Annotated in this window: 28 protein-coding genes and 1 pseudogene; 15 read left to right on the top strand and 14 right to left on the bottom strand. The window is 70.5% G+C overall.

The window, feature by feature from the left end:
- Position 1 precedes the first annotated feature (1 nt).
- From maiA to ggt, 3 genes and pseudogenes are all read right to left on the bottom strand, one after another.
- Positions 2 to 646: a maleylacetoacetate isomerase gene (maiA, locus tag E8A49_RS13420; RefSeq protein ID WP_293381952.1), complete on the bottom strand. Its 645-nt coding sequence runs from the start codon at positions 644 to 646 to the stop codon at positions 2 to 4.
- 11 nt (positions 647 to 657) lie between these two features.
- A complete protein-coding gene (locus E8A49_RS13415; RefSeq protein ID WP_293381949.1) occupies positions 658 to 1338 on the bottom strand; it encodes a fumarylacetoacetate hydrolase family protein in 681 nt (226 codons plus the stop codon).
- A 40-nt stretch (positions 1339 to 1378) separates the two neighbouring features.
- Positions 1379 to 2880: pseudogene (ggt, locus tag E8A49_RS13410) on the bottom strand (gamma-glutamyltransferase).
- Positions 2881 to 3184: 304 nt separating this feature from the next.
- Between ggt and E8A49_RS13405 the strand changes: the two are divergent.
- Positions 3185 to 4390, top strand: a complete 1206-nt coding sequence (locus E8A49_RS13405) for a CaiB/BaiF CoA-transferase family protein (protein WP_293381946.1) — start codon at positions 3185 to 3187, stop codon at positions 4388 to 4390.
- Between the two features lie 182 nt (positions 4391 to 4572).
- On the opposite strand, the gene E8A49_RS13400 is transcribed toward E8A49_RS13405, so the two are convergent.
- The gene (locus tag E8A49_RS13400) at positions 4573 to 6000 is read right to left on the bottom strand and encodes an HWE histidine kinase domain-containing protein (protein WP_293381943.1); all 1428 of its coding nucleotides are present in this window, start codon (positions 5998 to 6000) and stop codon (positions 4573 to 4575) included.
- Between the two features lie 216 nt (positions 6001 to 6216).
- On the opposite strand from E8A49_RS13400, the gene E8A49_RS13395 reads away from it, so the two are divergent.
- The 3 genes from E8A49_RS13395 (at position 6217) to E8A49_RS13385 (ending at position 7269) form a co-directional block, all read left to right on the top strand.
- On the top strand, positions 6217 to 6549 hold the full coding sequence (locus E8A49_RS13395) for a hypothetical protein (protein ID WP_293381940.1): 333 nt from the start codon (positions 6217 to 6219) through the stop codon (positions 6547 to 6549).
- Between the two features lie 49 nt (positions 6550 to 6598).
- Entirely contained in the window at positions 6599 to 6991 is a 393-nt protein-coding gene (locus E8A49_RS13390; protein WP_293381936.1) for a hypothetical protein, read from the top strand.
- A gap of 104 nt (positions 6992 to 7095) precedes the next feature.
- Positions 7096 to 7269, top strand: a complete 174-nt coding sequence (locus tag E8A49_RS13385; RefSeq protein ID WP_293381934.1) for a DUF1328 domain-containing protein — start codon at positions 7096 to 7098, stop codon at positions 7267 to 7269.
- 27 nt (positions 7270 to 7296) lie between these two features.
- Here E8A49_RS13385 and E8A49_RS13380 read toward each other — a convergent pair whose 3' ends face one another.
- The 3 genes from E8A49_RS13380 to E8A49_RS13370 are packed head-to-tail and all read right to left on the bottom strand — an operon-like array spanning position 7297 to position 9345.
- On the bottom strand, positions 7297 to 8088 hold the full coding sequence (locus E8A49_RS13380; RefSeq protein WP_293381931.1) for a metallophosphoesterase: 792 nt from the start codon (positions 8086 to 8088) through the stop codon (positions 7297 to 7299).
- A 3-nt stretch (positions 8089 to 8091) separates the two neighbouring features.
- Entirely contained in the window at positions 8092 to 8967 is an 876-nt protein-coding gene (locus E8A49_RS13375; RefSeq protein WP_293381928.1) for a diacylglycerol kinase family protein, read from the bottom strand.
- Positions 8968 to 8976: 9 nt separating this feature from the next.
- Positions 8977 to 9345 (bottom strand): hypothetical protein, encoded by a 369-nt coding sequence (locus E8A49_RS13370; protein WP_293381925.1) that lies wholly within the window; start codon positions 9343 to 9345, stop codon positions 8977 to 8979.
- Between the two features lie 306 nt (positions 9346 to 9651).
- Between E8A49_RS13370 and E8A49_RS13365 the strand changes: the two genes are divergently transcribed.
- The 3 genes from E8A49_RS13365 to E8A49_RS13355 all read left to right on the top strand — a co-directional run bounded on the left by E8A49_RS13365 (position 9652) and on the right by E8A49_RS13355 (position 11005).
- Positions 9652 to 10119, top strand: coding sequence for an OmpA family protein (locus E8A49_RS13365; RefSeq protein ID WP_293381922.1), 468 nt, complete (start codon positions 9652 to 9654; stop codon positions 10117 to 10119).
- A 405-nt stretch (positions 10120 to 10524) separates the two neighbouring features.
- Positions 10525 to 10734, top strand: a complete 210-nt coding sequence (locus E8A49_RS13360) for a hypothetical protein (protein ID WP_293381919.1) — start codon at positions 10525 to 10527, stop codon at positions 10732 to 10734.
- Between the two features lie 10 nt (positions 10735 to 10744).
- Entirely contained in the window at positions 10745 to 11005 is a 261-nt protein-coding gene (locus E8A49_RS13355) for a hypothetical protein (protein ID WP_293381916.1), read from the top strand.
- A gap of 85 nt (positions 11006 to 11090) precedes the next feature.
- On the opposite strand, the gene E8A49_RS13350 is transcribed toward E8A49_RS13355, so the two are convergent.
- Positions 11091 to 11264: a DUF1328 domain-containing protein gene (locus E8A49_RS13350; RefSeq protein WP_293381913.1), complete on the bottom strand. Its 174-nt coding sequence runs from the start codon at positions 11262 to 11264 to the stop codon at positions 11091 to 11093.
- 86 nt (positions 11265 to 11350) lie between these two features.
- Positions 11351 to 12154: a response regulator gene (locus E8A49_RS13345; RefSeq protein WP_293381910.1), complete on the bottom strand. Its 804-nt coding sequence runs from the start codon at positions 12152 to 12154 to the stop codon at positions 11351 to 11353.
- Between the two features lie 248 nt (positions 12155 to 12402).
- On the opposite strand from E8A49_RS13345, the gene E8A49_RS13340 reads away from it, so the two are divergent.
- The 4 genes from E8A49_RS13340 to E8A49_RS13325 all read left to right on the top strand — a co-directional run bounded on the left by E8A49_RS13340 (position 12403) and on the right by E8A49_RS13325 (position 15152).
- Positions 12403 to 12594 carry a NepR family anti-sigma factor gene (locus tag E8A49_RS13340; RefSeq protein WP_293382626.1) on the top strand — a complete coding sequence of 64 codons (192 nt, stop codon included), beginning with the start codon at positions 12403 to 12405 and terminating at the stop codon, positions 12592 to 12594.
- The gene (locus E8A49_RS13335; RefSeq protein ID WP_293381907.1) at positions 12594 to 13199 is read left to right on the top strand and encodes a sigma-70 family RNA polymerase sigma factor; all 606 of its coding nucleotides are present in this window, start codon (positions 12594 to 12596) and stop codon (positions 13197 to 13199) included. The genes E8A49_RS13340 and E8A49_RS13335 overlap by 1 nt, the downstream gene beginning before the upstream one ends.
- An 84-nt stretch (positions 13200 to 13283) precedes the next feature.
- Entirely contained in the window at positions 13284 to 14972 is a 1689-nt protein-coding gene (locus tag E8A49_RS13330; protein WP_293381904.1) for a sensor histidine kinase, read from the top strand.
- A gap of 42 nt (positions 14973 to 15014) precedes the next feature.
- Complete coding sequence (locus E8A49_RS13325) at positions 15015 to 15152, top strand: entericidin A/B family lipoprotein (RefSeq protein WP_293381901.1); 138 nt, start codon at positions 15015 to 15017, stop codon at positions 15150 to 15152.
- A gap of 74 nt (positions 15153 to 15226) precedes the next feature.
- Here E8A49_RS13325 and E8A49_RS13320 read toward each other — a convergent pair whose 3' ends face one another.
- Positions 15227 to 16033: a protein-glutamate O-methyltransferase CheR gene (locus E8A49_RS13320; protein ID WP_293381898.1), complete on the bottom strand. Its 807-nt coding sequence runs from the start codon at positions 16031 to 16033 to the stop codon at positions 15227 to 15229.
- Entirely contained in the window at positions 16030 to 16395 is a 366-nt protein-coding gene (locus tag E8A49_RS13315) for a response regulator (RefSeq protein WP_293381895.1), read from the bottom strand. The genes E8A49_RS13320 and E8A49_RS13315 overlap by 4 nt, the downstream gene beginning before the upstream one ends.
- Before the next feature lie 197 nt (positions 16396 to 16592).
- On the opposite strand from E8A49_RS13315, the gene E8A49_RS13310 reads away from it, so the two are divergent.
- A complete protein-coding gene (locus E8A49_RS13310; RefSeq protein ID WP_293381892.1) occupies positions 16593 to 17549 on the top strand; it encodes a hypothetical protein in 957 nt (318 codons plus the stop codon).
- Positions 17550 to 17609: 60 nt separating this feature from the next.
- Entirely contained in the window at positions 17610 to 18125 is a 516-nt protein-coding gene (locus tag E8A49_RS13305; RefSeq protein ID WP_293381889.1) for a hypothetical protein, read from the top strand.
- Positions 18126 to 18134: 9 nt separating this feature from the next.
- Here E8A49_RS13305 and chpT read toward each other — a convergent pair whose 3' ends face one another.
- The gene (chpT, locus tag E8A49_RS13300; protein ID WP_293381886.1) at positions 18135 to 18788 is read right to left on the bottom strand and encodes a histidine phosphotransferase ChpT; all 654 of its coding nucleotides are present in this window, start codon (positions 18786 to 18788) and stop codon (positions 18135 to 18137) included.
- Between the two features lie 62 nt (positions 18789 to 18850).
- Between chpT and cysQ the strand changes: the two genes are divergently transcribed.
- Positions 18851 to 19609, top strand: coding sequence for a 3'(2'),5'-bisphosphate nucleotidase CysQ (cysQ, locus tag E8A49_RS13295; RefSeq protein WP_293381883.1), 759 nt, complete (start codon positions 18851 to 18853; stop codon positions 19607 to 19609).
- Between the two features lie 64 nt (positions 19610 to 19673).
- On the opposite strand, the gene E8A49_RS13290 is transcribed toward cysQ, so the two are convergent.
- A complete protein-coding gene (locus E8A49_RS13290) occupies positions 19674 to 19919 on the bottom strand; it encodes a hypothetical protein (protein ID WP_293381880.1) in 246 nt (81 codons plus the stop codon).
- 108 nt (positions 19920 to 20027) lie between these two features.
- On the bottom strand, positions 20028 to 20705 hold the full coding sequence (locus E8A49_RS13285; protein ID WP_293381878.1) for a Fe2+-dependent dioxygenase: 678 nt from the start codon (positions 20703 to 20705) through the stop codon (positions 20028 to 20030).
- Between the two features lie 144 nt (positions 20706 to 20849).
- On the opposite strand from E8A49_RS13285, the gene E8A49_RS13280 reads away from it, so the two are divergent.
- Positions 20850 to 22040 (top strand): acyl-CoA dehydrogenase, encoded by a 1191-nt coding sequence (locus E8A49_RS13280; protein ID WP_293381875.1) that lies wholly within the window; start codon positions 20850 to 20852, stop codon positions 22038 to 22040.
- Positions 22041 to 22065: the final 25 nt, after the last annotated feature.

The raw sequence follows: 22065 nt of genomic DNA, 5'->3' as shown, positions 1-22065 counted from the left end.
GCTAGAGCGGGACCGCGTCAGGCTGGTTGTTGGGATGGGCGGCCTGGAAGGCCGGATGGTCCGCCGCCCGCGCGTTGACCGCCTGGATCGCCGGCCACGGGCTCAGGTCCACCTGATAGCGGTTGGCGGAATAGACCTGCGGGATCAGGCAGCAGTCGGCCATCGTCGGCGTCTCGCCGAAGGCGAAGCCCGCGCCATAGCTGGCGATCAGCGGCTCCAGGGCGTCGAAACCGTCGCGGATCCAGCCTTGCGTCCAGTCCAGGATGCCCGCCTGGTCGATCCCCATCTTGTGCAGCTTGCGGCCGACGCGGGTGTTGTTCAACGGATGGATGTCGCAGGCCACGATCAGGGCCATGGCGCGCACCACCTGGCGCTCCAGCGGCGTCTTCGGCAGCAGCGGCGGGTCGGGATATTCCTCATCCAGCCACTCCAGGATCGACAGGCTCTGGGTCAGCACCCGCCCGCCGCCCAGGTCCAGCGCCGGCGTCAGCTTCTGGGGGTTCACGCCTGTGTAGGGCGGCTCGCGCTGTTCGCCCTTGATCAGGTCCAGCGCCGAGTAGTCGTAGGCCACGCCCTTCAGCGCCAGGCCGATGCGCACCCGATAGGGCGCGGTCGCGCGCCAGGCCGAATAGAGGGTGAAGCTCACCGCCGGCCCGCCTAGACGACCGTGAAGGACAGCGCGCCGACGCCTTCGACCGCGCCTTCGACCTTGTCGCCGCGCACCAGCGGGCCGACGCCCTCCGGCGTGCCGGTGTAGATCAGGTCGCCCGGCGCGAGCGTCCAGAGCTTCGAGGCCTCCGAGACGATCTCGGCCAGGGCCCAGATCATATCGGCGACGGTGGCGTCCTGCTTCACCTGGCCGTTGACCGAGAGCGTGATGCGCCCCTGCGGCGGCGCGCCGGTCCAGGGCTTGATGGCGCTGATCGGCGCGGACTGGTCGAAACCCTTGGACGCGTCCCAGGGCTGGCCCTTGTCCTTGGCGGCGTTCTGCAGGTCGCGGCGCGTCAGGTCGACGCCCACCGCATAGCCGAAGATCAGGTCCAGGGCCTTGTCGGCCGGAACGTCCGCCCCGCCCGCCTTCAGGGCTGCCACCAGCTCGATCTCATGATGCAGGTTGGCGGTCTTGGACGGGTAGGCCGGGTCCGCCCCCGGCGGGACGATGGCGTCGGCCGGCTTGGCGAAGAAGAATGGTGGGTCGCGATCGTCGCCGCCCATCTCGCGCCGGTGGGCGGCGTAGTTGCGGCCTACGCAGAGGATGCGGCGGACGGGAAAGGCCTCGGCGCGGCCCTCGACGGGCACGGTCACGACGGGCGGCGGGTCGAACAGATAGGCGCTCATGACGCCCGCTTACGCCTCGCGCCCGCCGAAGTGAAGGCGCCTAGGGCACGACCAGCGAGACACCGCGGGCGCGGGGATCGGAGCCGGGCCGGGGTGCGCCGCCGATCACCTGGATCGCCTCGACGTCGCCGCTGAAGTCCTGGCCGTCGATCCTGTAGCCGCGCTTGACCAGGGCGGCGGTCACCGTCCCGGGCAGCGGCGCGAACTGCTCGGCGAAGATGGTGTTCTCCGGCAGCAGCTGGTGGTGGAAGCGCGGCGCCGCCAGTGCCTTGGGCAACGGCAGGCCGAAATCGTAGACGTTGGCCAGCACCTGGAACACCCAGGTGAAGATCCGCGAGCCGCCTGGCGTGCCGATCACCATCGCGACCCGGCCATCCTTGGTGATGATGGTGGGCGTCATCGAGGACAGGGGCCGCTTGCCGGGCGCGATGGCGTTGGCGTCGCCGCCCACCACCCCGAACTGGTTCGGCTGCCCCGGCTTGGCCGAGAAATCGTCCATCTCGTCGTTGAGCAGAAAGCCCGCGCCTTCCACGACCACGCCCGAGCCGTACCAGCCGTTCAGCGTGTAGGTGTTGGAGACCGCATTGCCCCAGCGATCGATCACCGAAAATGGGTGGTCTGCGGCTTCTCGAGACCGGGCTTCACCGACGCCAGGGCCGAGGGCTTCACCGGGTCCACCTCACGGGCCCGGCGGGCGATGTAGGCGGGGTCGGTAAGCGCCGCGACGGGGACCTTCACGATGTCCGGGTCGCCCATGTACTTGGCGCGGTCGGCGAACACCCGCTTTTCGATCTCCGAGACCAGATGGAGATATTGGGGCGTGTTGAGGGCCACGCCCTTGAACAGGGCCGCGTCGTCCGCCTTCATCGCCAGCATCTGCAGGAGCGCGACGCCGCCTGAGCTGGGCGGGGGCGCGGTGATGACGCGCATGCCGCGCCAGTCGCCCTGGATCGGCTCGCGCCAGGCGGCCTTGTAGCCGGCGAGGTCGGCGCGGCTGATCAGGCCCTTGGCCGGGCCACGGTCCATCTGGGCGACGATGAGGTCGGCGGTCTTGCCGTCGTAGAAGCCCTCGGCGCCGTCCCTGGCGATCCTCTGGAGGGTGGCGGCGAGGTCCGGTTGGCGGAAGGTCCGGCCAGGCGTCATGGCGCCGAAATAGCGCTCGAAGTTGGTCTTGCCCTTGAGGCGGGCGCGGTTGGGATCGTCGATGCCGATGGCCTGCGGCGACACCAGATAGCCCCGGCTCGCCAGACGGATTGCGGGGGCAAGATCGCGGGCCCAGGGCAGCTTGCCGAACCGGCGGTGAACCTCTTCCATTCCGCGCACGGTGCCGGGCACGCCGGCGGCCAGCGGCCCGACCAGGCTGAGGTCGGGGATCACCTCGCCGTTGGCGTCCAGGTACATCTTCGCGGAGGCCTTGGCCGGAGCGGTCTCGCGGTAGTCGAGGAAGTAGGGTTTGCCGTCGACGTAGAGGGTCATGAACCCGCCGCCGCCGAGGTTGCCGGCCTCCGGATAGGTCACCGCCAGGGCGAAGGCGGTGGCCACCGCCGCATCCACCGCATTGCCGCCGGCTTTCAGGATCTCCTGCGCCGCCAGCGCGCCGTAGCGGTCCGGCGCAGCGACCGCGCCGGCCGAGAGCGTCCGTGACGCGGCGGCGGCGGCGGCGGCGGCGGCCGGCTGGGCGGCGAGGCCGCACGCCAACACAAGGGCGGCGATGAGTTTGGGGGTCCGCAAGGGCTGGCTCCAGAAGCGTCGCTATGCCGAGATGGACCGCTCCGCACGCGATTGACAAGCGCCGCCCCGCTCGGCTCTGGGTCGCACAGACAACGATCCGCCCCCCGGAGCCTGCATGACCGCCCGCAACCAAGGCCCCTTGTCCGACCTGGTGGTGATCGAGATGGGCTCGCTGATCGCCGGGCCCTTCGCCGGCCAGATCCTCGGCGACTTCGGGGCCGAGGTGATCAAGCTGGAGGACCCCAGGGTCGGCGACCCCATGCGCCAGTGGGGCCGCAGCCTCCCCAAGGGCCATTCGCCCTGGTGGCCGGTGATCGGCCGCAACAAGAAGTCCGTGGGCCTCGACCTGCGCACGCCTGAAGGCCAGACCATCGCCCGTGAGCTGATCCGCCGGGCCGACGTGGTCATCGAGAACTTCCGGCCCGGCGCCATGGAGAAGTGGGGCCTCTCCTACGAGGCCCTGTCGGCGGACAACCCCAAGCTGGTGATGGCCCGCGTCTCCGGCTTCGGCCAGACCGGACCCTATGCGGAGCGCGCCGGCTACGGCCTGATCGGCGAGGCCATGGGCGGCCTGCGCCATGTCACCGGCGAGCCGGACCGCCCGCCGGCCCGGGCCGGCATCTCCATCGGCGACAGCCTGGCGGCCATGCACGCGGTGATGGGGATCACCATGGCCCTGCACGAACGGGAGCGCACCGGCCACGGCCAGGTGGTCGACGCGGCCCTCTACGAGAGCGTGCTGGCGGTGATGGAGAACCTGGTCACCGAATACGACCTGACGGGCTACGTCCGCGAACGCTCCGGCTCGGTCCTGCCGGGCATCGCGCCGTCCAACGCCTACCCTTGCGCCGGCGGCGAGATGATCCTGATCGGCGGCAACGGCGACACGGTCTACGCCCGCCTGACCGAGGCCATGGGCCGGCCGGACCTGAAGAGCGACCCGAAGTTCGTCGACCACGCCAGCCGCGGCGTGAACCAGTATGAGCTGGACGCCATCATCGCCGAATGGACCGCGACCTTCGCCCTCGCCGACCTCCTGGCCCTGCTGGAAGCCAGAGGTGTGCCGGCCAGCCGGGTGTTCCGCGCCCCGGACATGCTGGAGGATCCGCAGTTCATCGCCCGTGAGGCCATCGTCACCACCGACCATCCGGTGTTCGGCCCGGTGCGGATGCAGAACGCCTTCCCGAAGCTGTCGCGCACGCCAGGCTCAGTCCGCTGGCCGGGACCGCCGCTGGGGGCGCACACCGACGCGGTGCTGGCCGAGCGCGCCGGCTGTTCGCCCGAGCGGCTCGCCGAGCTGCGGGCAAAAGGCGTGATCTGAGGAAAGCGCGCCCGGTCCGCGACCTATGCCGCGGACCGCACGAGGAAGGCGGGTCGCTTGACTCGGGCGAATCCTGAGGGCCACCGGTCTGGCCCCTGCGGTAGGTCCGCAGGCCCCCCTGACGGTGTCTCTACGCCCTGCGCCGGCCGGGGCCGAGGCGGCGCCTTGTCTCAGGCAGGCCCTTAGGGGTGCGGCATGACGCCCGCCAGGAGCTCGGCGACGGCGGCGGCGACCTGGGTCACGTCATAGGGCTTGCGGATCACCGGGGCGTCGAAGCCGCCAGGCGCGCCGCTGGCCTCGCCATAGCCGGTGGCGAACAGGAAGGGCGTGCGCCGCTTGGCCAGCACCTCGGCCACCGGAAGCACCGAATGGCCGTTGAGGTTGGCGTCGAGCACGGCCGCGTCGATGGGCTGGTCGAGCAGGGCCATGGCCTCCTCCAGCTCATAGGCCGGGCCGATCACCTGGGCGCCGGCGTCGGACAACCCGGTCTCCAGCTCCATGGCCAGCAGCACCGCGTCCTCGACGATCAGCACCCGCGCGCCCCTGAGGTTGACCGGGCCCGAGGCGGTGACGACGGTCTCGGCGATCCGGGCGGGCGGCGCGGCGGGCGTGGCCGCCGGCCGGGGCGCGACGGCGGCCGAGCCGGCGCGCAGGCGGGCCACCACGCCGGCCGGGTGGAAGTCGATGCTGGTCTCGCCGTTCAGCTCACGGCTGGTCACCTGTTCCAGGAGGGCCGAGCCGAAGCCGCGCCGGGTCGGCGGGTTCACCCTGGGGCCGCCGCTCTCGGTCCAGGTCAGCTCGAAGCCGCCATCCGCCAGCCGCGCCCAACGCAGGTTGACCCGGCCGGTCTCCACCGACAGGGCGCCGAACTTCAGCGCGTTGGCCGCCAGCTCGTGCAGGCCGAGCGCCAGCGCATTGGCGGCGCGCGCCGTCAGGAACAGCTCCGGACCCTCCCAGGCCGTCTGGCCGGGCGCCAGCGCGCCCAGCTCGGCGGCGGCCAGGTGATCGATGGCCGCGCCACGCCAGCGCGCGGCGGTGAGCAGCTCGTTGGCCGAGCCCAGGGCCTTCAGCCGGCCGCCGAAATTGGCCAGGAAGGCGTCCAGCGAAGTGGTGCGCCGCGCGGTCTGCACGGCCAGGGCCTGGACCGTGGCCAGCACGTTCTTCACCCGGTGGTCCAGTTCGGCCATCAGGGTCTGGCGCTGGGTCTCCTCGACCTTGCGCGGGGTGATGTCCTCGACGATGCCGGTGACCCGCAGCGCCTTGCCCGCCGCGTCGCGCGCCACCACGCCGGCCACCCGCACCCAGACCGTGCGGCCGTCGTCGGGGCGGATATGGCGGTATTCGACCTCATAGGTCCGGCCGGCCGGGCGCTGGCTTTCCAGCTCCCCGCGGAAGCCGCCCCAGTCGTCGGCGTGGATGAAGGGCTGCAGGTCCCGCGTGGTCTCGGCCGCCATGGGCCCGACCGGAAAGCCGGTGATCGCCGACATCCGCTCGCTGACCATCAGCAGGCCGCGAGCCATGTCCCATTCGAATTCGCCCAGGCCGGCCACCTTGAGGGCCAGTTCCAGGCGGCGATGCTCTTCGCTATGGCCAAGCTCACCCGACGTCATGCGCCGAACATAGGGTGGGCGGCGCAAGATCGCGACAGGAACCGTAGAGCCTGACCCGGTCCGGCCTTGCTGGAACCTGTGTCGAAAAGCCGACGTTTCGCCGCTCTGGAGCAGAGCGGCGCCTTTGCGGCCCGGGCTGGAACCGGCTAGGGTGGCTGGCGTTCAGGCTTAGATTATTCGCCGCCCTGCAAGGGCCAGCCTCCGGAGAGACCCGCCATGCCCGCCAACAGCGTCGACCACGCCGCAGACGAGACCAAGGCCGCGGTCAACTCCGCCGCCGAATCCGCCACGAAGATGTCCGCCGAAGCCCAGCGCTCATTCGCCGAAGCCGCCAAGCGGTTCGAACGCGTCATCAGCGAGGGTATCGAGCAGCTGCGCGCTCAGACGCGCGCCTACACCGACACCGCCGGCCAGCAGTTCGACGAGGCCCAGCAGTACATGACCGAGCGGGTGCGCGAACGGCCCCTGGCCGCGACCGGCGCGGCGCTGGGCGTCGGCGTGCTGATCGGCCTGCTGCTCTCGGCCGCCTCCTCGTCTTCGCGCCGCTGATCGGCTAGAAGCCGGTCCCGTTAAGGGGCCAGCGGAGCTGTTGGGGGCCATGATCTTCCGGAAGTTCGTCGGCCTCGTCGCCGCCTTCGCCGCCATCGCCGCGGCGGCGGTGATGTGCACGGTGGCCCTGGCCTTCGCCGTCTACGCCGCCCTGCGCGACGTGGTCGGCCCGGCCTGGGCCGCAGCCGCGGAGGCCGGCGCCATGGCCCTGGTCGCCCTGATCGTCGCCCTCGCGGTGACCCGCAAGGCCCGCCCCAAGCCCGTCAAGGGCGACGCCCAGAACCTCACCGCCAAGCTGGTCGAACTGGCCCGCGAGCGGCCCTTGGTGGCCGCCGGCGCGGTGGCCGCGGCCGCCGCGGTGGTGATCAAGAACCCGCGCATCCTCACCGCGATCATCGCCGCGGCCTTCGCGCCCCGGCCGCCGCCCCCGCCTAAGAGGTGAAGACGCCGAAGCGGTAAAGCTTCCGCGAGCGGGCGGAACGGCCCCTCTCTCCAGACGTTCGCTTGGCCGGTGCGCCACCCCGGCGCGAAAAGGAGAGAAGAACCATGCTCGGCTGGGCTCTGACATTCCTGGTGGTCGCCCTGATCGCCGGCGTCCTTGGCTTCACGACCATCGCGGGCGCCGCGATCGGTATCGCCAAGATCGCTTTCTACGTGTTCCTGATCCTGTTCGTGGTCTCGCTCATCATGAACTTCGTGCGTCGCGGCCCGACCATATAGCAGGCTGAAGTTCGATAGCCCTCGGCCTCACGCCTTTTGGCGGCGGTCGAGGGACCAGGTGCGATAGGGCTCATAGTGCGAGCCGGTCCACCCAAGGGCGGCGATGCGGATCGCCGCCCCTTCTATATCCAGCACGTTGAAACTGGGCGGCACGCCGCGCTCGCGAATGGATAGCGTGCCCGCGCCCACGCCATAGGTCCTGCGGTCGCCGAACGGGTAGGTCCAGGCGAAGGGCGCATGGATGTGGCCGGTCAGCACCAGGTCCACGCCGGCCTCGGTGAAATGGCGGGCCGCCGTCTCGCCGCCCCAGACGCGGCCGGTCATCGGCCCGCCGATCATCTCGGTCAGCGGGTGGTGGCAAGCGACGATCCGCACGCATTCGCCGGGCGCCTCGCCGAACCAGCCGATGGCGGCGGCGACCTGGCGGCGCGAGATCTGGCCCTTGGACCAGTTGGCCCTAGGCTGGACGCCGCGGGCGGTGTTGAGGCCGCGCACGGCGAAGCCGCCGCCAAGATGGGCCTGGGCCGGCGCAGGGCCGATCATCTGCTCATAGCGGCGGAAGGGCGCGACCAGCCGCTCGCCCCAGGCTAGGTAGGGCGCGTCGTGGTTGCCCGGCGTCACCAGCTTGGGCGCGCGGATCTTCTTCAACCACTCGGCGGCGCACCTGAACTCGTCGATCTCGCCGAACCGGGTCAGGTCGCCGGTGACCACCACCAGGTCGAAGCGGCCATCGTTCACGTACTCCGTCGCGGCCGCCACGGCCGCGGCGTTCTCGCCGCCGAAATGGATGTCGGAGATGTGCGCCAGGCGGACAGCCATGCCTTAGGCGTCCTTCGGCACGGCCAGGATGCGCGCCACCTTGGGGATGTAGCGCACCTGGGTGAAAGACCGCAGTTGCACCGATTCGCCGTCCAGCAGGGCCGGGATGCCCTGCGAAGCCCAGACCTCGGCGCGCTGGCAGCGCCCCGCGGCCACCACCGGGGCGGACCGCCAGTCGCCGGCGATCGCGTGCAGGCCGAGCTGGAAGAGGTCGGCGGCGCCATGGACGTCCAGGGCCGCGGCCTCCAGGGCCGCGTCGTCGCTGGCCAGCGCGCGCGAGGTGAGCGGGCACATGAAGATCATCGCCTCGGCCTTCTGCCGCTCGGCGCCGTCGAGGCTGTAGCGCAGCCGGCTCTGGAAGGCCCGGCGCATGGCGCGGCGCGCGCGCATCCAGGCCAGGCGCGGCTGATGATAGCGGGCCGCCTCGCGGGCGGGGGCCCAGAGCGCCGGCGATCCGAAGATAGCGGCCACCAGGAAGCGCGCGCCGGCCACCTCGCCGCCGCCGATCGGTTGCTCGAAGCCGCTCTCAAGCGCCAACGTCAGCGCAGGTTGCCAGGTCCGCAGGCCGTAGATGGCGTGGGGCAGCATGTTCATGGTGCCCCCTGGAAGGGGCGCGATCATCGGCCCGTCGGGGCCGCAGAGCTCGGCCGCGGCGCGGGCGGTGCCGTCGCCGGCCAGGACGATCAGCAGGTCCGGCGCCTTGTCGACGGCGGCGCGAAGGCAGGAGGCGATGTCGTGCGGCTCCGGCGTCCAGACGTGCGGCGTCAGGCCAAAATCGGAGAGGATCTTCTCCACCTCGGCGGGCGCACTGCGGCCCACGCTTCCGGAGTGGACATTGGCCACCACCTCGACGGTCTTGATCCCGTGCGTCGCCCCCAAGGAAACCGCCTAGCTGGAAGAGCCTGTGGCCTTGGCCTTCGCAGCCTGGCCGGCGTCGTGCAAGGACTGTCCAGCCTGGCCGGCCGCGTCACGGGCCGCTGGCGCGGTCTTGTTGACCGCCGCCGATAGGCCGTCGTCGGCCACCTGGCCGCCGCTCGAGAACGAGCCGTTCACCGCCGCCAGCGCGATCAGGGCCACGCCGCAGATCGCCGCGACGAAGGTGAGGGTCATCAGGATCGGATGACGTCGGCGGCTCGCCCGCTCGTCCTTGCGGCCCCGCTCGTAGGCTTCGCGGACATCGGCTTGCACCTCGCGCAGGTCGTAGGTGTCCGCCCGGGTGGGTGTCGGATCATCGGGGTCCAGGCGCGCGCCAACCATCGGCGTCCTCCATTGTCATGCTGCGCCACCTCAACGGCGGGCCGGCGAACAGGGTTCCGGAGCATCGCCGCCGCCCAGGGCGAGGCCCGTTCCGGAACGGGCCTCGCCACGCCGGCGTTTCGGTCCGGCGGCATCGTCCGCGCCACGACAAGCGCCGGAGCCGATGACCGCGATGCCGCCCACCGCTATTTCCGGAAGACGGCAGCGGTGGCCAAGCCTGCCTGCTATAGATGCAAGCGGAACGGCCGGAGCGGTCCCGCCGCGCCGTGTTCCTATCGGCCGTCGTCTCACCTGGAGGGGCTTCACATGACCCGTAACGGACCGGCCGCCGGATCGGCCATCGCGGCGATCGGCCTGAGCCTGGCGTTGGGGCTCAGCGGTTGCGCCACCACGCCCGCCGGCCGTGAACGGATCGTCAGGGCCCCGGTGCGCTGCGCCGATCAGACCGTGCAGATCTATTTCGAGCCGCAGTCGGCGGAGGTCACCAAGGAAGGCCGCGCCGTGATCGCCGCCGCCGCCGCCCAGGCCCGGCCCTGCAAGGTGGCCAGCGTCGAGGTGCTGGGCCTGACCGACGCCGTGGGCGCCGCCGACGCCAACCTGGAACTGTCCAAGCGCCGGGCGCAGTCGGTGACCGCGGCCCTGGCCGCGGCGGGCGTACCGGTCGACGAGTTCAAGCTGACCGCGCTCGGCGAGGCCGGCGCGACCACCGCCGACGGACGGGCGAGGCCCCTGCGCCGCCGCGCCGACATCGTGCTGCACCTGTCCCCCACCTGACCGCGAAGCGGCCCTGTACGGCCGAACCCGTCCCGCGGGACCAATCGCACAAGGAAGGGGCGGGTCCTTTGCGGACCCGCCCAGTGTGCATCATCGAGAAAAGGGGTGCGGAGACGGCAGACTGGCATGGTCGCCAGTCTCAAGTCGGGGGGGGCGTCGCCGCCTCCGCAGCTCTAAAAACACGTTTGGGTAGATAACGTTCCGGAGCCTGCGCCAATTTTTTGAACTTTTTTTCGAGGCTCTGCGCGGCGCTCTGACGAATTCCACAAGATACTGTTTCTAGAAGATATTCATCCCATATCCGCACCCATTTGCAGAGCTTTGCGGGAACGCGCGGCCTTGGCCGACGTTCATTTCGCGCGGCGGACCGAGACCGGACCGCCCGATCGCGAAGGGAGCACGGCCATGCGGACGGGCTTCGCCACAGGACGTGGCGCCACACTGACGAAGACGCCCAGCTACCGCCAACAAGCGGGCCGCCGGCGCATGGCGGTGGTCGGCGGCGTGCTCGGCCTGGCGCTGGCCGGCGGCCTTATCGGCGCACTCATCCATCCGCGGACCCACGCGTCAGACCAGGCCGCCACCGGCCCCTTCAGCTATTTCCCCTCAGAATAAGGAAACCGCCATGTCCGAGACCTCGAGACCCGATACGGGGCGGCCCGTGGAAACCGCGACCGCCGCGCGCCAGGGCCGTTTCGGTCGGCCGGTATTCTGGGTGCTGGTGTTCAGCACCCTCCTGGCCGCCATCGGCCTCCTGCTGGCCTGGACCTGGAGAGCGCCCAGCCTGGCCCGCGACGACAGCAAGATCGGCGACACGCGCGCGGCGTCGGCGCCCGGCTACGCCGCCCCCGAGCCCGCGCCGATCGCGGCGCCCCCGCCGAAGTAGGCCTCGCGCCACGCATCTTCACAACGAAGAAGGCCGCCCTCGCGAGGGCGGCCTTTTCCTTGTGACGATCGTCCGGCGGGGCCGGCTAGACCACCGACTGCCCCCGGATGGCGCGGATCACGAAGCTCGCGACCAGCAGCACCAGGAAGACCACGAACAGCACCTTGGCGATGGTCGCCGCCAGGCCCGCCAGGCTGGCGAAGCCCAGGAAACCGGCGACGACCGCCAGGACCAGAAACACGAGCGCCCAACCGAGCATGGGGTTCTCTCCTCGACAGAAAAAGGGCGCCGCGATGCCCGCGGCGCCCTTGCCTAACGTGGAGCTTGCGCGCCCGTTCCGTGAACTCAGGCCGCCTGTTTCGAGGCCTTGCGCGGATGGAAGAACAGCGCCTGACCGATGGCCGCCTTCACCGTCTCCGGCTGGAAGGGCTTGGTGATCAGGAAGGTGGGCTCCGGGCGCTCGCCGGTCAGCAGGCGCTCGGGGAAGGCGGTGATGAAGATCACCGGCACGTTGAAGCGCGCCAGGATGTCCTTCACCGCATCGATGCCGGAGGAGCCGTCGGCAAGCTGGATGTCGGCCAGCACCAGGCCCGGCGTCTTGCGGGCCACGGCGTCCACCGCCTCGGTGCGGGTGGCGGCGATGTCGACCACCGTGTGGCCGAGCTCCTTCACCAGGGCCTCGATGTCGGCGGCGATCACCGGCTCGTCCTCGATGATCAACACATCGGTGGCCAACTCGGCGTCGATCTCGGACTGGGCCTCGGCGATCAGCTGCTCCACCTCGGCGAAGTCGCTGTCGAGGATCTGCGCGGCTTCGGAGGGCGTGAAACCCTCGAGCGCGGTGAGCAGGAAGGCCTGGCGCGACCGGGGCGCGATGCGCATAAGCCGCCGCGTGGTGTCGTCGGCCCCCAGGTAGTCGTCGTCCTGCGGCGCTTCCAGCTGGGCGCCGGAGCTGCACCAGATGGCGTGGAACACATGGTAGAGCGCCACACGTGGCGTCATATTGGCTTCCAGCGTCCGCTCTCCGGCCGCCAGCGCTTCCAGCGCGACGCGGACGTAGTGGTCGCCCGTGGTCTGGTCGCCGGTGAGGGCGCGGGCGTAACGGCGGACGTAGGGCAGGTGTGGCGCGAGACGTGCTAGCAGACTCAAGGGATGACCCCTCCGTTGATATTGAACGCGTTGGCCTCAATCTTACTCAAAGACAGGGCGTTCGGAGACGCTCCCCCCGGGGACCCCATCATGGTGGAAAAACGCTACAATGGGGAACTAGTTCCCTCGAGCGGGTGTTCTGCGCATCTTGAGCGCCGTAGGAAGGGAACCTGCGGCGAGGCTGGGCGTTGATGAGCGACGACGATGCCATGAGGGGGCTGCCACCGCGCAAGCGGCGCGCCGACAGTATGATAGAAAACATGCCTTCACCCGACCCGCGCAAGCCGTCCGCCGCCCTGGACGAAGCCCGCCTTCGCCAGCAGGCGATCGGCGTGCGCCTGCGCCAGATGTTCGACGAGGTGGTGAACGAGGACGTCCCGGACGAGTTCTTGGACATCTTGCGGCGCCATGATGAGAAGAAGGCCGGGGGCGAAGGCTGATGACCGACGCCAGCACACCGCGTCCGCCGCGCAGCGCGGCCGACGACGAGGGCTTCAAGCGCGAGCTTGTGCAGCTCATCCCGCATCTGCGCGCCTTCGCCCGCACCCTCTGCGGCGACCCCGCCGCGGCCGACGACCTGGCGCAGGACGCCATGATGAAGGCCTGGGACGCCCGCGCCAGTTTCCAGATGGGCACGAACATGAAGGCCTGGACCTTCATGATCCTGCGCAACCAATTCTATTCGGAGAAGCGCCGCTCCTGGCGCCAGAGCCAGCTCGACCAGGAGGCCGCCGAGCGGACCCTCGTGGCGGTGGACGACCCCGAGGCGCCGGTGGCGCTGGACGAGCTGCGCCAGGGCCTGGCCATGCTGCCGGCCGAACAGCGCGAGGCGCTGATCCTGGTCGGCGCCGGCGGCTTCGCCTACGAGGAGGCGGCCGAGATTTGCGACTGCGCGGTGGGCACGGTGAAGAGCCGGGTGAGCCGCGCGCGGCGGGCGCTGCACGCCATCCTCGAAGATGGCGCCTACGATCGCGACGGCGCTTCGGCGGGAGACGCCATGCGGTCTATCCTCGCGGATGCGGAGCGGCTAAGCACCGTCCGTTGAGGACGGACCCCGCCTGGTCATGACCGGCCTTCCCCCATGACAGGCCTTGCTTGGGGATCTCTGAGCACGATCCGGGTCCGCCTCATGGCGGCGCTGGCCGCCGCCCTGCTGCCAGTCCTGGTGCTCGGCATCGCCCAATCCGCCATCGCCTTCAACCGTGAGCGCGTGGCGCTGCGCGAGAACCTGGGCTTCGCCGCAGAGCGCAGCGCGGCGACGGCCCGGTCGCGCATGGAAGGCGCGGGCATCCTGCTGCAGACGCTCGCGCCCGGCTCCATTGGCTACCAGTGCGCCGACCGCCTGGCGGAGGTCGCCAAGCGGATCCCGGGTTACGCCAACCTTGTGCGCTTCGACCGGCGCGGCCGGGTGGCCTGCGCGGCCGGCGATGTGCCCTATGACCCGCAGCGGACGCTGAAGCCGTGGTTCCAGCGCCTGCAGCACGGCGACCCGCTGGTGATCACCCGCGACCCCGGCGCCACCTCGGCCGCCCAGCCCTCGGTGCTGACCGCCGTGCGGGCGATCACCCCGAGCGGCGACTTCGACGGGGCGTTCGCCGCGGTGATCACCCTCGCCAGCCTGCAGCCCTCGGTTTCCGACCCGACCCTGCCGGCCCACGCCGACGTCGCCCTGGCCGACGCCGCCGGCCACTACATCTCCGAGACCGACGGGCGCGCCTTTCCGGCCTTGCCCGCCGGCTGGCGCGACCAGGTGCGGCTGAACGGGGCGCTGATCTGGTACGGCTCCGACGCGCGGGGCGAGCGGCGGGTCTATTCCGCGGCCCCGGTGGCCGGCGATGAGGTCTATGTGGTGCTCTCGGCCCAGTCGCCGGGCATCCTGTCCTGGGCCCGGCTCAATCCGCTCTCCGGCATCCTCTTCCCGATCATGAGCTTCGGCCTGGCGCTGGCCGCGGTGCTGGCGGTGACCGACCGGGTGGTGATCCGCTGGATCGCCTACCTGCAGCGGATCGCGGCCCTCTACGCCCGCGGCCGCTTCTCCGTGCGCCCGGTGCAGGCCGAACAGATGCCGCCGGAGATCCGCGAGCTGGCCGAGACCCTGGAGGACATGGCCGACGCCATCGTCGGCCGCGACGCCTCCCTGCGCGACAACCTTGCCCAGAAGGACGCGCTGATGCGCGAGATCCACCACCGGGTGAAGAACAACCTGCAGGTCATCTCCAGCCTGCTCAACATGCAGCAGCGGGCCCTGACCGACCCCGCCGCCCGCGCGGCCATGAGCGACACGCGCCAGCGGATCACTGCGCTGGCCCTGATCTACCGCGCCCTCTACCAGGGGCCGGACCTGAAGCGCGTCGACCTGCGCCCGTTCCTCGAGGAGCTCACCGCCCAGCTGGTGGCGGGGGAGATCGCTCAGGGGCCGGCGGTGCGCACGGAGCTGTCGGTCGACGCCTTGGTGATCGACCCCGACCGCCTGGCGCCCCTGGCCCTTTTCGCCGTCGAGGCGATCACCAACGCCCAGAAGCACGCCTTCGCCGCGCGTGGCGGGGTGCTGACGCTCTCCTTCCGCGTGAAGGGCGAGGAGGCGGAACTGGAAATCTCCGACGACGGCCAGGCCGGCGAAGACGCCCTTGGCGCCTCCGGCGTGGGCCGCGTCCTGATGACCGCCTTCGCCCGCCAGCTGCGTGGGCGCTCGGAACTGGTGCGCAACGCCGCCGGCGGCGTCACCGCCCGGCTGATCTTCCCGACGCCGGCGGCCGATGCGCCGCAGCCGGATGAATCGTCGGGCGCCCCACAAAGCGGGAACCAAGCGGCAGCGTAGGGGTTGTTAGGCGCACGAGTTTACAAGCCTGGAGAAACCCCGATGCGTAAGATTGTTCTGTTTGCCGTTCTGGCCGCCAGCATGGCGGTCGCCGCTTGCAACACCGTCGCCGGCGCCGGCCGCGACGTGACCGACGCGGGTCACGCCGTGACCAACACCGCCGACGACGCCAAGCACTAGTCGCCGACGCTTCGATAAGACTGGACTTGAGGAAGGCCCCGCCGGTTTCGGCGGGGTTTTTCTTTGCGCGCTCTTTAAGCCGCCGCGCGGCCCGACCCGTGGGTGTGGAAACCGGGGCGGCCGGCCAGGGCGCTCAGCCCCGGCGCCGCCTCGTTCGCCCCCAGCACCAGCCAGCCGCCGGGCTTCAGCGTCCGCTCCAGATTGGCCAACACCCGGGCGCGGGCGTCTTCCAAGAGGCCGCCCAGCACGCCCCGGCACAGCACCAGGTCGAACTGGCCCAGGCGGCTTAGGTCCTCCATCAGGTTCACACGCCGCCAGCGCACCATCTGGCGCACCCGCGGCGACAGCGCGAAGGCCTCGTCGCGGCCCTCGAAGTGGCGCACCAGCCGCCGGGCCGACAGGCCCCGCTGCACCTCGAAAGGGCTGTAGAGCCCGGCCTGGGCCTTCTCCAGCCGCCGCTCGCAGAGGTCGGAGGCGAAGACCTCAATGGTCACCCCGGCCGGGGCGGATTCCTCTAGGGCCATGGCCAGGGAATAGACCTCCTGCCCCGCGCCGCAGGCCGCCGACCATAGCCTGAGCGTCCCGCCCTCGCGGCGCATGGCCAGGTCCGGCAGGGCCTCGCCCACGATGCGCTCGAAGGTCTGGGGCTCGCGGAAGAAGGCGGTCTCGGCGGGCGACATGGCTTCCACGGCGCGCCAGGCCAGGCGGTCGTCGTCACGGTCGCGGATGGCGCAGACCAGGTCGTGCACCGAGGCGAAGCCCTCGCGCCGCGCCACCGGGGCCAGGCGGTTCTCCAGCAGATAGGCCTTGTCGGGATCGACCCGCAGGCCGGCGCGCTCGGCGCACAGGCGGGCGATCAGCTCGCGGTCCTGCGAGGTCACAGCGCGCCCGCCAGGGCCAGCTTCGAGGCCACGATATCCCCGTCGAAGGGCTTCATGATGTACTCGTCGGCGCCCTCTTCCAGGGCCTCGCGGATGCGGTCGAGATCGCTTTCCACCGAGCAGAACAGCACCCGGGGCGCGGCTCCGGCGGGCTCCTGGCGCAGCCGGCGCAGGAACTCCAGCCCATTCATCACCGGCATGTTCCAGTCCAGCAGGACGACGTCGGGCATGGCCGTGCGGCACCAGGCGAGCGCCTCGGCGCCGTCGCCGGCCTCGGCCACCCCGAAACCCAGGTCCTCGAGGATCCGGCGGGCGACCTTGCGCACCACACGGCTGTCATCGACGACCAGGCAAAGCTTCACGCGCGCGGACTCCCCGGACATGACCTTCGTTGTCGCGCCGGGATGGTTAAGGACCCGTGGAAAGCGCCGCGGCAAAGGGCGCCAAAATCGGCTTTTCCCCAGATCCGCCTTTTAAACGAACCGGTTTTCCAGTCGCGTCCGGCTGCGCCGCACCGTATCGTCGCTCTTCGGCGATGCATGCGGCGGCGGAGATCGGCATGGCGAAGCTGAATGCGACCCTGGCCGCCGCCCTGGCTTTGCTGGCGGCGTCGTCCGCCCTGGCGCGGGAAACCGATCCCACGCCCGCCGCCAGCCCCGCGCCGGCGAACACGGTGAGCGGCGTCGCTGTGACCGCGCCGCAGAAGCCCGACCCGCTGGTCGACAAGACCACCGAGTTCGTCCGCCGGCGGCTGCCGACCAGCCGCAACGAACAGTACGCCCGCTTCCGCGATCCGATCTGCGTCAAGGTCCAGGGCCTGCCGGAGGCGTTCGACGCCTTCGTCGCCAAGCGGCTGGTCGAGGTCGCCCGCCAGGTGAACGCCCCGGTGAGCGCGGCCGGCTGTACGCCGAACGTCAATGTGATCTTCTCGGCCAAGCCGCAGGCCCAGCTGGACGACATCGCCAAGCGGCGCGACGTCCTGTTCGGCTTCCACTTCCGGGCCGAGGACAAACAGGTCTTCACCTTTCGCCGGCCGATCCAGTCCTGGTACCTGACCCGCACCGTCGGGACCGACGGGGCGAACATGCTGGAGTTGAACACCGGCGCGCCCTGCATCGGCACCGGCGCGCCCGGCAGCTTCCCCTGCGACCTCAAGGCCCCGCCGGTGAAGGGCAAGCTCGGCAGCCGGCTGAGCAACGACATGAGCTCGGAGCTGGTCCACAGCCTGATCCTCGCTGACGCCAACAAGGTGGCCGGGGAGAAGATCGACGCCGTGGCCGACTACATCGCGGTGCTGGCGCTGTCGCGCTGGCAGGGGCTGGAGCGGTGCAGCGGGCTGGCCACCATCCTCAACCTGATGGCCGACGACTGCGATGCGCAGGACCGGCCGGAGGCGGCGACGCCGAGCGATCTGGCCCTGCTGAGCGGCCTCTACTCCATCGACCCGCGCGAGGCGGGGATGCTGCAGCGCGCCTCCATCGCCAGCGCCATGCGCAAGGCCGACAAGACGCCCTGAGGCCCGGCGCCGGCTCAAGTCCCTAGCCAAGACAGATGTAATATATTACGTCTGTAGTTCATGCAGGGCCACTTTCCTCCGACGTCATCCAAGACCGCGCCCATCGTCGCGCCGCTGGCCGTCAGCAGCGGGCGGCGCGGGATGTTCGGGCGGCTGCAGATCGCGGGCCTGCTGTTGCTGCTGGCGGGGATCGCCAGCATTCCGGGCGCGGTGATCTTCTCCACCTGGGCGACCCACCGGGCGATGTTGCGAGAATGGGTGGTGAAGGGCCCGGCCTGCCCGGTCTCGGCGACGCTCTCCGTGGCCGCCCGCGGGGCCAAGCCGCCGCCGCCTTTCGTCTACAAGGGCGTGGGCTTCGCCTACCAGATCGGCGACGCCTTCTGCGCGGCCGTGCCGGTGGAGGCCGTGTTCAGCAGCCAGACCTTCCCGGTCTGCAACTTCGATGCGCCGGGCGCGATCGCCGTGACGCTGGGCGCGCGCCATGTGCTGTTCGAGCCTGGGGTCGGCCACGCGGCCTGGGTCACCGTGCGCGACGGCCGCATCTCCTGCGTGATGGGCCGCGGGATGCGCGACTAGGCGGGCCGATCAGGCGGGGATTGTCGCCGCCAGGGTCACCCTCTCCTCGGCCACGTCGGCGAACACCCGCCCACCGGCGTCGCCCACGAACAGGTTCACATAGCGCGCCTGCACCCAGTGGCCGTGCAGGCCCTCGCCCGGCCCCTCGCCGCGCAGGCCGGCCAGCACCTCGGGCCGCAGCCGGGCGCGCGGGCCGGTCGCCTCCACGGCGATGGCGATCGAGGCGGCTTCCTCCACCGCGCGCACCCTGGCCGAGCCGCCGGTGGGCAGCGCCGCCCCGGCCATCTGGGCGAGGTTCAGGAGGGTGCGCGCCGCCGGCTTGTTCACCCCGGCCGGCTCGACCTGCCAGTCGAGCTCGGCGCGCATGTGGCCGAACACGCCGCGGGCCAGTTTCTCCAGCTCCCGCGCATCGAAGGTCTCCGCCGAGGCCGACGCGCCAAAGGCCACCCGGCTGAAGGCCAGCAGGTCCGCCAGCTTCCGCGCCGAGGCGGCGATCAGGCCCATGGCGTCCTCGCGCATGTCCTGGGCGGTGGGATCCTCCAGCAGGTCCAGGCCCGAGACGATGGCGCTCGCCGGGCTGATGAAGTCGTGGCACATGCGCGCCGCCAGAAAGGCGGCGAGTTCGGCGGGGCGGATCGGGATGGTTGCGGCGTCTTCCGTCATGGCGGGGACCTTGGCTTGATTTGAACCTTTGGAAAACCGCGCGCCGACCCTAAGAGACCCACATGAACGACATCGGGGCCGAGCTGGCCGACATCTGCGAGGCGGCCGCGCGCCTGATCCTGCCGCTCTGGCGCACCGGGCTGGCCGTGGCCCGGAAGGCCGACGAGAGCCCGGTGACCGAGGCCGACCGGCAGGGCGAGGCGCTGATCCTGAAGGCGCTCGCCAAACGCTTCCCCGACGTGCCGGTGATCTCGGAGGAGGACGCTAGCGAGTTCGGAACACCCGAGGCCATCGGCCCGCGCTTCTTCCTGGTCGACCCGCTGGACGGCACAAAGGCCTTCGTGCGCGGCGACCCGCACTTCACGGTCAACATCGGCCTGATCGAGAACGGCCGGCCGGTGGCGGGCGCGGTGGCCTCGCCGCCCTCCGGCGAGGTCTGGTTCACGCAAGGCGGTCAGGCGATAAAGCGCATGGCCGGGGGCGCGGCCCATCCGGTGCGCGCGCGGCCCTGGCCGAAGGGCGCGGCCATCGCGCTGATCAGCCACACCATGAAGCCGGAGACCGCCGACAAGCTGGCCACCGAGTACGGCTTCGACCTGCGCGAGCCGATGGACAGCTCCATAAAGTTCTGCCGCATCGCCGAGGGAATGAGCGACATCTACCCGCGCCACGGGCCGACCATGGAATGGGACACGGCCGCGGGCCATGCGGTGCTGGAGGCGGCGGGCGGACGGGTGACGACGCCGGAGGGCGAGCCCTTCGTCTACGGCAAGGCGCAGGACGGCTTCCGGAACGGCTGGTTCGTGGCGCGCGGCGGCTAGAGCACGATGGGGTCAGCCGAAACGGCGTGACCGCTGAATCGTGCTCGAAATAAAAAAGCCCGCCCTAGATCTGCTTGGGCAGGTTCCACGCGTCCGAGGACGGCGCGGCGGCGACCGCCGGCGTGGCCGAGACCGCGACAGGAGCCGGTTGCGACTGCGTGGCCTGGCGGCCCATGACATCGGCCGGGCCGAAGATCAGATAGCCGCCGAAGCCCGCGAAGAAGGCCAGCGTCCCCAAGAGCAGCAACGGGCGCAGGATCGCCAGCAGCGAGCCGGTCGGGACGGTAGGGCGGAAGGCGGCGACGGTCATGCTGGAGCTCCCTTTGGAGTCTACGCATGAGGAACACCGTCGGACGCGCTTGGTTGCTGAGTTCCTGAGCTTTTCTGGACGGCGTAAACCGCGGCCGGCGCGGCTTGATCAGACCTCGGACCACATCCTGAGCAGGTTGTTGTAGGCGCCGGTCAGGCTGATCGCCGCCGGGTCAGACTGGCCAAGCTTCGCCGCCGTCGCCTGGATCGCCCCGTCCAGGTCGTAGAGCAGGCTGCGCTGGGCGTCGGCGCGGACCATCGACTGGACCCAGAAGAAGGCCGCCCAGCGCGAGCCGCGGGTCACCGCCTCAACCCGGTGCAGGCTGGTGGCGGGATAGATGATCATGTCGCCGGCCGGCAGCTTCACCGCATGCTCGCCATAGGCGTCCTCCACCACCAGCTCGCCACCGTCGTAGTCGTCCGGGTCGCTGAGGAAGAGGGTCGCGGAGACGTCGGTGCGGTAGGGCTGGGCGCCGGCGAAGCGGATGGCGTTGTCCACGTGGGCGCCGAAGCCCATGCCCACGTCATAGCGGTTGAACAGCGGCGGATAGACCTTGAGCGGCAGGGCCGCCGAGACGAATTGCGGATGCCGCCCCAGGGCCGTCAGGATCAGCTCGCCCAGCTCGCGCGCCGCCGGCGCGTCCTGCGGGACCTGCAGATTGTGCTTCGCCAACGCCGACTGCGCGCCGGCGGTGATCCGGCCGTCCACCCAGGCCTCGCCCTCGAGCACCCGGCGGCACTGCGCCACCGCCTCGGTCGACAGGACCTGTTCCAGGTGCAGGAGCATGGCGGCGCTGTAGTGCGAATGATTTGCAGATGCAAGATTTGCCGCGATCCGCGACCCCACGCCGTCTTCGAGACACGCAAAGGCGTCTACTCAGGACCCCGATTTGCCGCCATAAGGCGCGGATTCAAGTTCGGAGACATTTCCATGCCGCTCGATACGGCCGCCGGCCAGAAGACCTTCCGTTGGGAAGACCCGCTCGACCTCGCCTCGCGCCTGTCGGAGGAGGAGCGGATGATCTGGGAGGCCGCGCGCGCCTACGCCCGCGACAAGCTCCTGCCCCGGGTGGTCTCGGCCTTCGCCGAGGAGCGGTTCGACCGCGAGATCATGACCGAGATGGGCGAGCTGGGCTTCCTCGGCCCGACGCTGCCGGAGAAGTACGGCTGCGCGGAGACCAACCACGTGGCCTACGGCCTGATCGCCCGCGAGATCGAGGCGGTCGACAGCGGCTACCGCTCGGCGATGAGCGTGCAGTCCTCGCTGGTGATGTACCCGATCTACGCCTTCGGCTCGGAAGAGCAGCGGATGAAGTACCTGCCCGGCATGGCCAAGGGCGAGATCATTGGCTGTTTCGGCCTGACCGAGGCCGACGGCGGCTCCGACCCGGCCTCGATGCGCACGGTCGCCAAGAAGGTCGACGGCGGCTATGTGCTGAACGGCTCCAAGATGTGGATCACCAACTCGCCGGTCAGCGACGTGGCCCTGGTCTGGGCCAAGCTGGACGGGGTAATCCGCGGCTTCCTGGTGGACCGCGGCTCCGAGGGCTTCGCCACGCCGAAGATCATGAACAAGCTCTCCCTGCGCGCCTCGGTGACCGGCGAGATCGCGCTCGCCGACGTCTTCGTGCCGGACGACATGATGCTGCCGAACGTCAGTGGACTGCGCGGGCCGTTCTCCTGCCTGAACAAGGCCCGCTACGGCATCGCCTGGGGCGCCATGGGCGCCGCCGAGTTCTGCCTGCACGCCTGCCGCGAATACACCCTGACCCGCAAGGTGTTCGGCAAGCCCCTGGCCGCGCGCCAGCTGGTGCAGAAGAAGCTGGCCGACATGCAGACCGAGATCGCGCTGGGCTTCGAGGGCGCGCTCGCGCTGGGCCGCCTGATCGACGAGGGCGCCTGGGTGCCGGAAGCCATCTCGATGATGAAGCGCAACAATTGCGGCAAGGCGCTGGCCATCGCCCGCGAGGCCCGCGACATCCACGGCGGCAACGGCATTTCCGGCGAGTACCATGTGATGCGCCACGCTGCGAACCTGGAGACCGTGAACACCTACGAAGGCGCCCATGACGTCCACGCGCTCATCCTCGGGCGCGCCATCACCGGAGAAAATGCCTTCTAGGACAGACACTTAGGCTGCGACACCC

This window comes from Phenylobacterium sp., from assembly GCF_004799515.1.
Classification (GTDB): domain Bacteria; phylum Pseudomonadota; class Alphaproteobacteria; order Caulobacterales; family Caulobacteraceae; genus Phenylobacterium.
Note: the sequence above shows the minus strand (reverse complement) of the source record. Positions and strands in the feature narration are given on the sequence as shown.

Excerpts from the sequence above, each read along its gene's own strand:
- E8A49_RS13415 (WP_293381949.1), bottom strand. The coding sequence starts at position 1,338 with ATGAGCGCCTATCTGTTCGACCCGCCGCCCGTCGTGACCGTGCCCGTC.
- E8A49_RS13405 (WP_293381946.1), top strand. The coding sequence starts at position 3,185 with ATGACCGCCCGCAACCAAGGCCCCTTGTCCGACCTGGTGGTGATCGAG.
- E8A49_RS13400 (WP_293381943.1), bottom strand. The coding sequence starts at position 6,000 with ATGACGTCGGGTGAGCTTGGCCATAGCGAAGAGCATCGCCGCCTGGAA.
- E8A49_RS13395 (WP_293381940.1), top strand. The coding sequence starts at position 6,217 with ATGCCCGCCAACAGCGTCGACCACGCCGCAGACGAGACCAAGGCCGCG.
- E8A49_RS13390 (WP_293381936.1), top strand. The coding sequence starts at position 6,599 with ATGATCTTCCGGAAGTTCGTCGGCCTCGTCGCCGCCTTCGCCGCCATC.
- E8A49_RS13385 (WP_293381934.1), top strand. The coding sequence starts at position 7,096 with ATGCTCGGCTGGGCTCTGACATTCCTGGTGGTCGCCCTGATCGCCGGC.
- E8A49_RS13380 (WP_293381931.1), bottom strand. The coding sequence starts at position 8,088 with ATGGCTGTCCGCCTGGCGCACATCTCCGACATCCATTTCGGCGGCGAG.
- E8A49_RS13370 (WP_293381925.1), bottom strand. The coding sequence starts at position 9,345 with ATGGTTGGCGCGCGCCTGGACCCCGATGATCCGACACCCACCCGGGCG.
- E8A49_RS13365 (WP_293381922.1), top strand. The coding sequence starts at position 9,652 with ATGACCCGTAACGGACCGGCCGCCGGATCGGCCATCGCGGCGATCGGC.
- E8A49_RS13360 (WP_293381919.1), top strand. The coding sequence starts at position 10,525 with ATGCGGACGGGCTTCGCCACAGGACGTGGCGCCACACTGACGAAGACG.
- E8A49_RS13355 (WP_293381916.1), top strand. The coding sequence starts at position 10,745 with ATGTCCGAGACCTCGAGACCCGATACGGGGCGGCCCGTGGAAACCGCG.
- E8A49_RS13350 (WP_293381913.1), bottom strand. The coding sequence starts at position 11,264 with ATGCTCGGTTGGGCGCTCGTGTTTCTGGTCCTGGCGGTCGTCGCCGGT.
- E8A49_RS13340 (WP_293382626.1), top strand. The coding sequence starts at position 12,403 with ATGATAGAAAACATGCCTTCACCCGACCCGCGCAAGCCGTCCGCCGCC.
- E8A49_RS13335 (WP_293381907.1), top strand. The coding sequence starts at position 12,594 with ATGACCGACGCCAGCACACCGCGTCCGCCGCGCAGCGCGGCCGACGAC.
- E8A49_RS13330 (WP_293381904.1), top strand. The coding sequence starts at position 13,284 with ATGGCGGCGCTGGCCGCCGCCCTGCTGCCAGTCCTGGTGCTCGGCATC.
- E8A49_RS13325 (WP_293381901.1), top strand. The coding sequence starts at position 15,015 with ATGCGTAAGATTGTTCTGTTTGCCGTTCTGGCCGCCAGCATGGCGGTC.
- E8A49_RS13310 (WP_293381892.1), top strand. The coding sequence starts at position 16,593 with ATGGCGAAGCTGAATGCGACCCTGGCCGCCGCCCTGGCTTTGCTGGCG.
- E8A49_RS13305 (WP_293381889.1), top strand. The coding sequence starts at position 17,610 with ATGCAGGGCCACTTTCCTCCGACGTCATCCAAGACCGCGCCCATCGTC.
- chpT (WP_293381886.1), bottom strand. The coding sequence starts at position 18,788 with ATGACGGAAGACGCCGCAACCATCCCGATCCGCCCCGCCGAACTCGCC.
- cysQ (WP_293381883.1), top strand. The coding sequence starts at position 18,851 with ATGAACGACATCGGGGCCGAGCTGGCCGACATCTGCGAGGCGGCCGCG.
- E8A49_RS13290 (WP_293381880.1), bottom strand. The coding sequence starts at position 19,919 with ATGACCGTCGCCGCCTTCCGCCCTACCGTCCCGACCGGCTCGCTGCTG.
- E8A49_RS13285 (WP_293381878.1), bottom strand. The coding sequence starts at position 20,705 with ATGCTCCTGCACCTGGAACAGGTCCTGTCGACCGAGGCGGTGGCGCAG.
- E8A49_RS13280 (WP_293381875.1), top strand. The coding sequence starts at position 20,850 with ATGCCGCTCGATACGGCCGCCGGCCAGAAGACCTTCCGTTGGGAAGAC.